We start from the raw sequence: 7812 nt of genomic DNA, 5'->3' as shown, positions 1-7812 counted from the left end.
TCAAGCATTCTATTAAGTTATTAATACATTACTTGAAATTTCACGATATTCCCATTCCTGGGGCATTCATACCTTGATTCAGCAACGCCTTTATATCTCACTTTTTGATTGACGGTAAACATCAAAAATGGTATGCAGTTTGATAATTTTTACGCCTTAGTAAAACTGAACGCAAAGCCATCAGTATGGAATTAAGGAAATAGCGATCGCCTTTTGCATCCCCTATCAGAAAAAGAGCGATCGCCCGAATCACATATTACCGACAACTCCCGACTAATTCTGAGAATCCTCCTCAAAACTTTCTTCAAATCCAGCTAAAAAATCATCCAAAGCTTCAGAGGCGATCGCCAAATTAATATTATCAGCATCTTCCCATCCCCACGTATTCACCCCAACCACTTGACCGGCCATATTAATCAGCGGCCCGCCGGAATTTCCTGGATTAATCGCCGCATCAGTTTGCAACACCTTCACCTCAGCAACATCATCATCTTCTTCGTCGCCTTCTTCATACTCATCGGGTTCGCGAATTGCACTAATAATACCTTGAGTTACAGTTGAAGCAAACTGCCCCAAAGGATTGCCCACAGCAATTACTGTATCTCCCACTTTCACATCAAAAGACAACTCTAGGGGAGGATATTCCTGGGGAGATTCGACTTGTTCCCCTGTTTCCGGGTTGAAAGTAAAATCGCTAATTAAGAGCAACACTAAATCTTCTTCCGCATTACCGGTAAACACCACCTCTGCCAGTCTCAATTTTCCGTCGTAAGTTTCCACTAAAACCTGTTCGACTTCATCTTCTTCATAGAAGTAATCTTCATCGGCAATATCTTCGACCACGTGATAGTTCGTGACAATTACGTCCGGCGATACAAAGAAGCCACTCCCTGAAGAAATCTCTTCTTGTGTCTCCCAATCCATGACGTAAACTGAAACTACGGACGGCAAGACTTGCTCGACTACATCCGAAAAATTTCCTGCCTGAGTTTTAAACTCTTTCAATTGCTGCTGCAAAGCTTTTTGGTCTGCCTGCATTTTGCGATAAAGTTGCTGAACTTTGTTCAATTCCAGCTTTATTTGAGTTTCCCTAGCGCTCATATTTTGCCTTTCTCTGAAATAGATTGCTGATTAATTTCGGATGTTTGATTGTAAGATTTTGGATGGGTCTATTGATAATTATAGGACTTACGAAAAAAATCGGTTTATGGGAGAAATCTTGGCTACTAAATCGAAACCTCCACCCGTGCGCAGCGTCCTAAATTAGTCAGAATTTTTTGAAACCGACGGTCAACTTTATACTCTAATAGGACTTACGCTCAGAAACCCGGAATCAGCGAAAATCCTTGGTTTGACGACTAGATATAGAACAAACCGGGTTTCTGAGGTCGGGAGCGTAAGTCCAATCTAAAATCCCATCAAAAATCTACAAACATACTGCTAGTGTATCTGTGAAAGCACAAGCGAACCGCCAGTTATTTTTATTTTACAAAAGGCGATATCTCTAGATTAGTCTAAAAGCATTGACAAATAGATGCAGATCGGGTTTAGGAACCGCGCTGAACTTGGACAAATATTTCCTCCAAAATTTCACTAGCTCCCTGTTGGCGCAGGCGGTGAGCGAGGTCAATTCCCAGCAGTTCAGCAGTCTCGGCAGCGCCGGAAACAGTATCTTTGACGAATCGCTTGCCGTCGAGACTCGATACCATTCCCGTTAAGGTTAATTGACCATTTTCTATTTTGGTATTGACGCCGATCGGCACTTGACAGCCGCCTTCTAATTCCCGCAGAAATGCGCGTTCGGCATAACATCTTTGGGCGGTTTCCGAGTGTTCGAGAGCTTTAATCACTGCCATGATTTCTGTATCTCCGGCGCGGCATTCGATGCCCAAAGCACCTTGTCCGACGGCGTGAAGGGAGATTTCAGCAGGGATAATTTGGTGGATGCGATCGCCCATACCCAATCTTTCCAATCCCGCAACTGCTAAAATAATCGCGTCGTAACCGCCCTCATCTAATTTAGCCAGTCGAGTATTGAGATTGCCGCGAATATCTTTAAATTCAAAATGAGGGAAATGGTGGCGCAATTGAGCTAGGCGCCGCAGGGAAGAAGTGCCGATTACTGCACCTTCTGGGAGGGTGTCTAGTTGCTTGTCTTTGTGCTTGGAGTGAACTACCAAGGCGTCAGCGGGATTTTCCCGTTCGGTGACGCATCCTAAAATTAAACCTTCGGGCAAATTGGTAGGCAAATCTTTGAGGGAATGAACCGCAAAGTCCGTTTCATTGTTAATCATTCCCGTTTCTAATTCTTTGGTAAAAAGTCCTTTATCGCCAATTTTAGCGAGGGCGACATCAAGAATTATGTCCCCTTGGGTGGACATGGTGTGGACTTCAAAAGTGTGTTCCGGGAAGTGTTTCTGTAGCTGTTCTTGCACCCAGTGGGTTTGCACGAGAGCGAGTTGGCTTTTGCGGGAACCGATGCGAACGGTTCGGGAAGGGGCAGATGTGGTTGGGGACATAAGATCGATCGGAGGATAGCTTGAAATCAGCCAATATATTCACCTGATCTAGCGTACCGCAGGTGGGGACTTTAATTGCTGGTTGGGATAATTCGGGCGATAAAATAGAAATACCAGGTTTTGACCGTCTGTTTGAAAAAAGGACGCAACGGTAGGCAAGCTCCAAACCTTTACAGAATAAGCCATTGCCAATCTAAAATCTAAAATCTAAAATCTAAAATTTTATGACCGCCAGTAGCAGTTAGCCTTGATGATGTTTCCCATCCTGCATTGGGCGTCGCTGGCACGGGGGCGATCGACATTCCAAAGCAAAGGCTGCTGGGGATGTAAGATTTACCTAGCGTCGAGCCGGATGAACCTGGTTGGCATGACGAGTTAGCTCAGCAGCAGCTCGAAAGAATTAGCTCAAAGGTGGCGAGATTTGGGTAGAGAAATGTAGTTTCGAGGGGAAAAGAGCGATCGTATTTATTTGTAGCAGCTTCGTTGACCAAAGGGCGATTCCCTACCCTTCGGGAACCCCTGCGGGGAACGGGAGAGCTTCGCTCGCGCGTACCTTTTTCATTTCCCACCACAATTTAACGTTGCCCTGCTTGAAGTGCAGAATTTGCTATCTGAACAACTTCTTGCTGCCGTCCGTTTTTCCTCGTGACTCGGTACAGCACCCCCAGCCTTTGCCACTCAACAAAAGCAGTGCAGTAAGCACCGCAATTATTGAAATAAATTCCCCTGATGCCGCCGGCCAATTCAATGCTTCTGTAAGTATCCTGCGGCAATTGCGAAGGAGGCGAAAACGGTTCGTTTCTTTTAGCTTCGATTGTGCCGAAATAACAGGCTCCGGCGCGGCAGCCTTTGCCTAAATACATTCCCACAATGTAACCGTAGGAACCTGCTTGCACATCAAAGTCAACTTGCTGAGTGTCAGATAAAGGAAGTATATTCGGCAGAAAAACAGGCACTCGCGTTTTACCTTTGATTTGCCGAAAAATGTTACTTGCAGGAAAACTACTGTTAGCTTGGTTTGCTAATTTATCCGGGGTTGGGGGAAACTTTTGCACAAAATCCCTCCACTGCAAAACTCTATTTTTAGCAATGTTGAGAGTGGGAATTGAATATTTTTCTGCAGCAATAGAAGGGCGACCGTTATTCAGGTTGAAGTGGCGGCGAATCACTGTAATTTCTGATTTCCCTAACCCGTAAGCTGGAGCTATGGAACGGGCTAGAGTGCAGCTAATTTTGAAGCGTCCCATCTCAATATTGCCATTTTCCGCTTGATAAGACCAATTGTAACCCTCAGAAGCCCGATCGCGATCGCACAGAAAATGAGAAATCTCAAACATCTTGGCAATATGAACATCGTACAACCGCAACTTGCGGCCGCCGGTAGATTTTGCCGTGTTGCGATCGGGTACAATAAATTGTATCGGTTGCCAGCTATCTTTAGGGGAAAAATTAAACCAGTGGATTTCTGTTATCGAGAGTTCTGTCCTTGCTAACGCTGAGTTGGGTGTCAAAAGTGCGATCGTAAAAGCAGTCACCACACCAGCAAAAATCGCCGCAAATAGCCATTTTCCCCTCATCCTGATTTCCCCCTAAGTAGGTCAGCACAAAAAAACCATAGCATCTTGTAAGAGGCGAATGCGAGTTAATATCTATCATACAATAACCGTAAAGTGCGCAGTTCGCACCATACATATAGAAGTGGTGCGTCCCCGACTGCAAAACTTAACGCTTCCCAGCTTGAATGGCAGAATTTGCTATTAAAATTAAATCAGATTCCCGTCCGTTCTTAATAACGACGGTATACATAAAACCCTGATTTTTCCACTCAAGAGTTGCTGTGCAGTAAGCCCCGCAACCGTTATGAAAAACTCCTTTCATTCCGCCCGCAAGTTTGACATTTTTTAACGTCTTAGTTACCCCTTCTAGTTTTGTAGTAAACTCCCCGCCTTTTTGACCTAGAATTGCCCCAAAAGTGCAAGCTGTCGTACCGCCGCAATCTGCTTTATACTCGATTGAAATAGTATAGTTGTTTGCTTTTGCTGTAGTTTGATAGTACATTTTTGGCGAAACCGGAATCCTGCTGGGAATAAAAATAGGCACTTGCGTTTTGCCTTTTAACTTTGGCAAGATTTCACTTACCGGAACCGCAGTGCCTCCTTGAGCAATTTGTGTTGTTCCCGATTGTCGCTGCGACAATTGCGAATATCCAAAAACAACCGAGAGAGGTAATAAAGCAGTCAATACACCAGCAGAAGTAGCCAAAAGTAATAATTTCTTATTCACGGTCTTTTCCCTTAATATTTCAAGAGTTTACTTGGGCGGCGAACCGCATTCACCTATGTACAACCATAATTCAAAATACAAAATTAACACTCGCTTTTCCGGGGAAAATCTTTTTTGACTATCTTGACAAGGTTGCCAGAATATGAAGTCATATATAATATAGAGAAGGCGAGCAATTTAGGAGTCGATAGTGGAACTGCAAGAGTATTTGCGCCAGCACGGATTGGAAACTTTGTCCGAAACTTATCATATCAAAGTTACCCGCCACCGCCAATATCCCGATTTAGTCTGTCTGAAATACTCGCAGATAGAATCTCCATTGGGCGAAAAAATAGTCCAGCAGTGCCGAGGCATTATTTTAGATTCATCTCAAGATTGGCAGATAGTTTCTTATCCCTACGACAAATTTTTTAATTACGGAGAAATTCACGCCGCTGCAATCGATTGGAGTCATGCCAAAGTTTACCAAAAACTAGACGGTTCTCTGACTGTACTTTATTTTTACAAGGGAGAATGGAGAGTGCAATCTAGCGGCACTCCCGACGCCGCCGGCGAAGTTAACGGTTTTGGATTCAGCTTTGCCGAACTTTTTTGGAAAGTCTGGCAAGAGTTGGGATATCAATTACCGCAAGAAACAGACCAGTGTTTTATCTTTGAGTTGATGACGCCTTACAATAGAATAGTTGTGCAGCAAACGGAAAATCAAATCGTGCTGCACGGGGTTCGCAACATTCAAACACTGCTAGAAACCGACCCGAGTATTTGGGCAAATAAATACGGATGGGAATTGGTCGCATCTTATCCTTTAACTAGCTGGAAAGAAGTTATCGAAGCAGCTCAACATTTAGATCCGATGGATTCGGAAGGGTATATTATCTGCGATGCTAACTTCAACAGAGTTAAAGTTAAGTCTCCGCAATATGTCGCTATTTCTCATCTCCGCGAAGGGTTTTCGACCCGCCGCCTGATCGAGATTGTTTTAACTAATGAAGGAGAAGAGTTTTTAGCTTATTTCCCTGAGTGGACTGAATTGTACGAAAAAGTTAAGGAGAAATATCAATGTTTGGTTAGAGAAATCGAGGAAGTTTACCGACAGCACGAATATATAAAAGTTCAGAAAGATTTTGCTTTAGCTGTGAAAGATTTGCCGTATTCCGGGATTTTGTTTTCTTTGCGGGCCCGAAGAGTTCCGGGAGTGAAAGAAGCTCTTCGTGATGTTACGATCCATAAAATAGAGGAGTTATTGGGTTTAGATTACATCCATCTAGGTCTGTAAAGAAACTAATAAACTTTTTCCATCAAAATCGGCGGTTGGAACCGCATCTACACTTGGCTCTCGTTCCAGCAGAAATGGACGAATAAGTGGTAAGGTGCGCATTTCACTACCTACAAATGCGAGTTCCTGCGTCCATAACTGACCAATTAGCTATTACCAATTACCATGAAAAGAGTTATTGTACTTGTTGGTTTACCTGCTTCTGGAAAATCACAATTTGCTAGAGAATTGCTGCTGTCTGAACCTGCAAAGTGGGTTCGCAGCAATAAAGATTTGCTCAGAGAAATGGCTCACGCTTCTCATTGGTCGCCCGCGAATGAAAAGTTTATTGTGCAGTTGAGAGATACGATTATTTTGATGGCTTTGGAAAGCGGCAAGCACGTCATTGTTGATGATACTAATTTTGGGCATCACATCGAGCATATTAAAGAGTTGGTTAAAGGTAAAGCTGTTGTCGAAGTTAATGATTCTTTCTTGCAAGTTCCGGTTGAGGAATGTATTAAACGGGATTTGAAAAGGCTTAATTCTGTGGGCAAAGATGTGATAATGAAGATGTACAATAAGTACGTGCGGGTTCCCGTTGTGCCGCCGGAATATAACCCGGATTTGCCGGAGGCAATTATTGTCGATATGGACGGTACGCTGGCACTTCTCAACGGCAGAAATCCTTTTGACGCTTCGACGTGCGATCGCGATTTACCGAATCAGCCTGTCTTAGATACCATCCGCAAGTGGCAGTCCAGCGCCGATATTATTGTAGTCTCGGGTAGAACCGATGATTGTCAGCCTCAAACTGAAAAATGGTTGCAGCAGTATGAGGTCAATTATGCCAGTCTTTATATGCGGAAAACCGGAGATATGAGGAAGGATGCGATCATGAAGGAAGAGTTATATCGGCGGCATATTGCAGGGAAATATAATGTTAAGTTTGTGTTGGACGATCGCCAGCAAGTTGTTGATATGTGGCGGTCGTTGGGATTGACGGTATTTCAAGTAGATGAAGGAGATTTTTAATGCAGCGCTCTTGTGTCACTTTGATGACAGCGTTAGATTAAAATTGATTAGCGATCGCCCCCTTGGTAGTTTCAACTTTTTTAAAGTTTCAGCAAGGGACACTGAAAGGTAGAAAGCTTTATGAAATATGAATTTTTCGCTCCTAGCTTTGATGCTATTGAAGCCAATTTGTATGTGGGTTTTTCTGAAGCGGAAGGGGGCTAACATTATTTCATCCTGATACCAATTCTCCTTGAAGAAGCACTAAAATATTAGATACAGGAGGAAGAATATAGGGATATAGGAAATCAGTTTCCAGTATTCGTGCACGAAAGCCGTGAAGAGCTACGACATAGACTGCTGCCTGATGCGGTAACTGCGACAACAAAGCAACGGGTACAAAAGCTTGACTCGATTAAGACCGGGGCGCTCACAACCTGACAGGAACTTTCACAGCGACTCAGCAGAAATGAATCAACAGTGTATCGTTGGTGACAACGGTACAAGCAAGGGGGCATGGAGGCATGACTCAAAGTAAAAACAGCCCCAGGAAAACCTGCCGCCCTTCCAGAAACAGTGATGAACCAACGGAGCAAAGGTCTGGAGATGCCGAAAGGATTCAAGAATTACGGTCAAATTCAGGAGTGGATTAAGTAGGTCGGCGAGAAAAAACAAAACTATGTTAAGATACATAAATAAAACTCTAGCTCTAGTGGGGTAACTAATATATGGGCGCTCGAT

General features: G+C 43.7%; 6 protein-coding genes. 2 read left to right on the top strand and 4 right to left on the bottom strand.

The genetic code is table 11. The features are described from left to right. Positions 1-273: 273 nt before the first annotated feature. The 4 genes from E5S67_RS30275 to E5S67_RS30260 all read right to left on the bottom strand — a co-directional run bounded on the left by E5S67_RS30275 (position 274) and on the right by E5S67_RS30260 (position 4802). Positions 274-1101, bottom strand: coding sequence for a S1C family serine protease (locus tag E5S67_RS30275; protein ID WP_172192943.1), 828 nt, complete (start codon positions 1099-1101; stop codon positions 274-276). Between the two features lie 446 nt (positions 1102-1547). After that, on the bottom strand, positions 1548-2519 hold the full coding sequence (gene hemC / locus E5S67_RS30270) for a hydroxymethylbilane synthase (protein ID WP_172192941.1): 972 nt from the start codon (positions 2517-2519) through the stop codon (positions 1548-1550). 575 nt (positions 2520-3094) lie between these two features. After that, positions 3095-4096, bottom strand: coding sequence for a hypothetical protein (locus tag E5S67_RS30265; protein WP_172192939.1), 1002 nt, complete (start codon positions 4094-4096; stop codon positions 3095-3097). 145 nt (positions 4097-4241) lie between these two features. Then, positions 4242-4802: a hypothetical protein gene (locus E5S67_RS30260; protein ID WP_172192938.1), complete on the bottom strand. Its 561-nt coding sequence runs from the start codon at positions 4800-4802 to the stop codon at positions 4242-4244. Positions 4803-4992: 190 nt separating this feature from the next. Between E5S67_RS30260 and E5S67_RS30255 the strand changes: the two genes are divergently transcribed. Further along, on the top strand, positions 4993-6078 hold the full coding sequence (locus E5S67_RS30255) for an RNA ligase (RefSeq protein ID WP_172192936.1): 1086 nt from the start codon (positions 4993-4995) through the stop codon (positions 6076-6078). Positions 6079-6243: 165 nt separating this feature from the next. Continuing rightward, complete coding sequence (locus tag E5S67_RS30250; RefSeq protein WP_172192934.1) at positions 6244-7092, top strand: phosphatase domain-containing protein; 849 nt, start codon at positions 6244-6246, stop codon at positions 7090-7092. Positions 7093-7812: the final 720 nt, after the last annotated feature.

The organism is Microcoleus asticus IPMA8 (assembly GCF_013179805.1).
GTDB classification, from domain to species: domain Bacteria; phylum Cyanobacteriota; class Cyanobacteriia; order Cyanobacteriales; family Microcoleaceae; genus Microcoleus; species Microcoleus asticus.
The sequence above is the reverse complement of the archived record's forward strand: the minus strand, read 5'-3'. Positions and strand labels throughout refer to the sequence as shown.

Coding starts and splice junctions, on each gene's coding strand:
- E5S67_RS30275 (WP_172192943.1), bottom strand. CDS start 1,101: ATGAGCGCTAGGGAAACTCAAATAAAGCTGGAATTGAACAAAGTTCAG.
- hemC (WP_172192941.1), bottom strand. CDS start 2,519: ATGTCCCCAACCACATCTGCCCCTTCCCGAACCGTTCGCATCGGTTCC.
- E5S67_RS30265 (WP_172192939.1), bottom strand. CDS start 4,096: ATGAGGGGAAAATGGCTATTTGCGGCGATTTTTGCTGGTGTGGTGACT.
- E5S67_RS30250 (WP_172192934.1), top strand. CDS start 6,244: ATGAAAAGAGTTATTGTACTTGTTGGTTTACCTGCTTCTGGAAAATCA.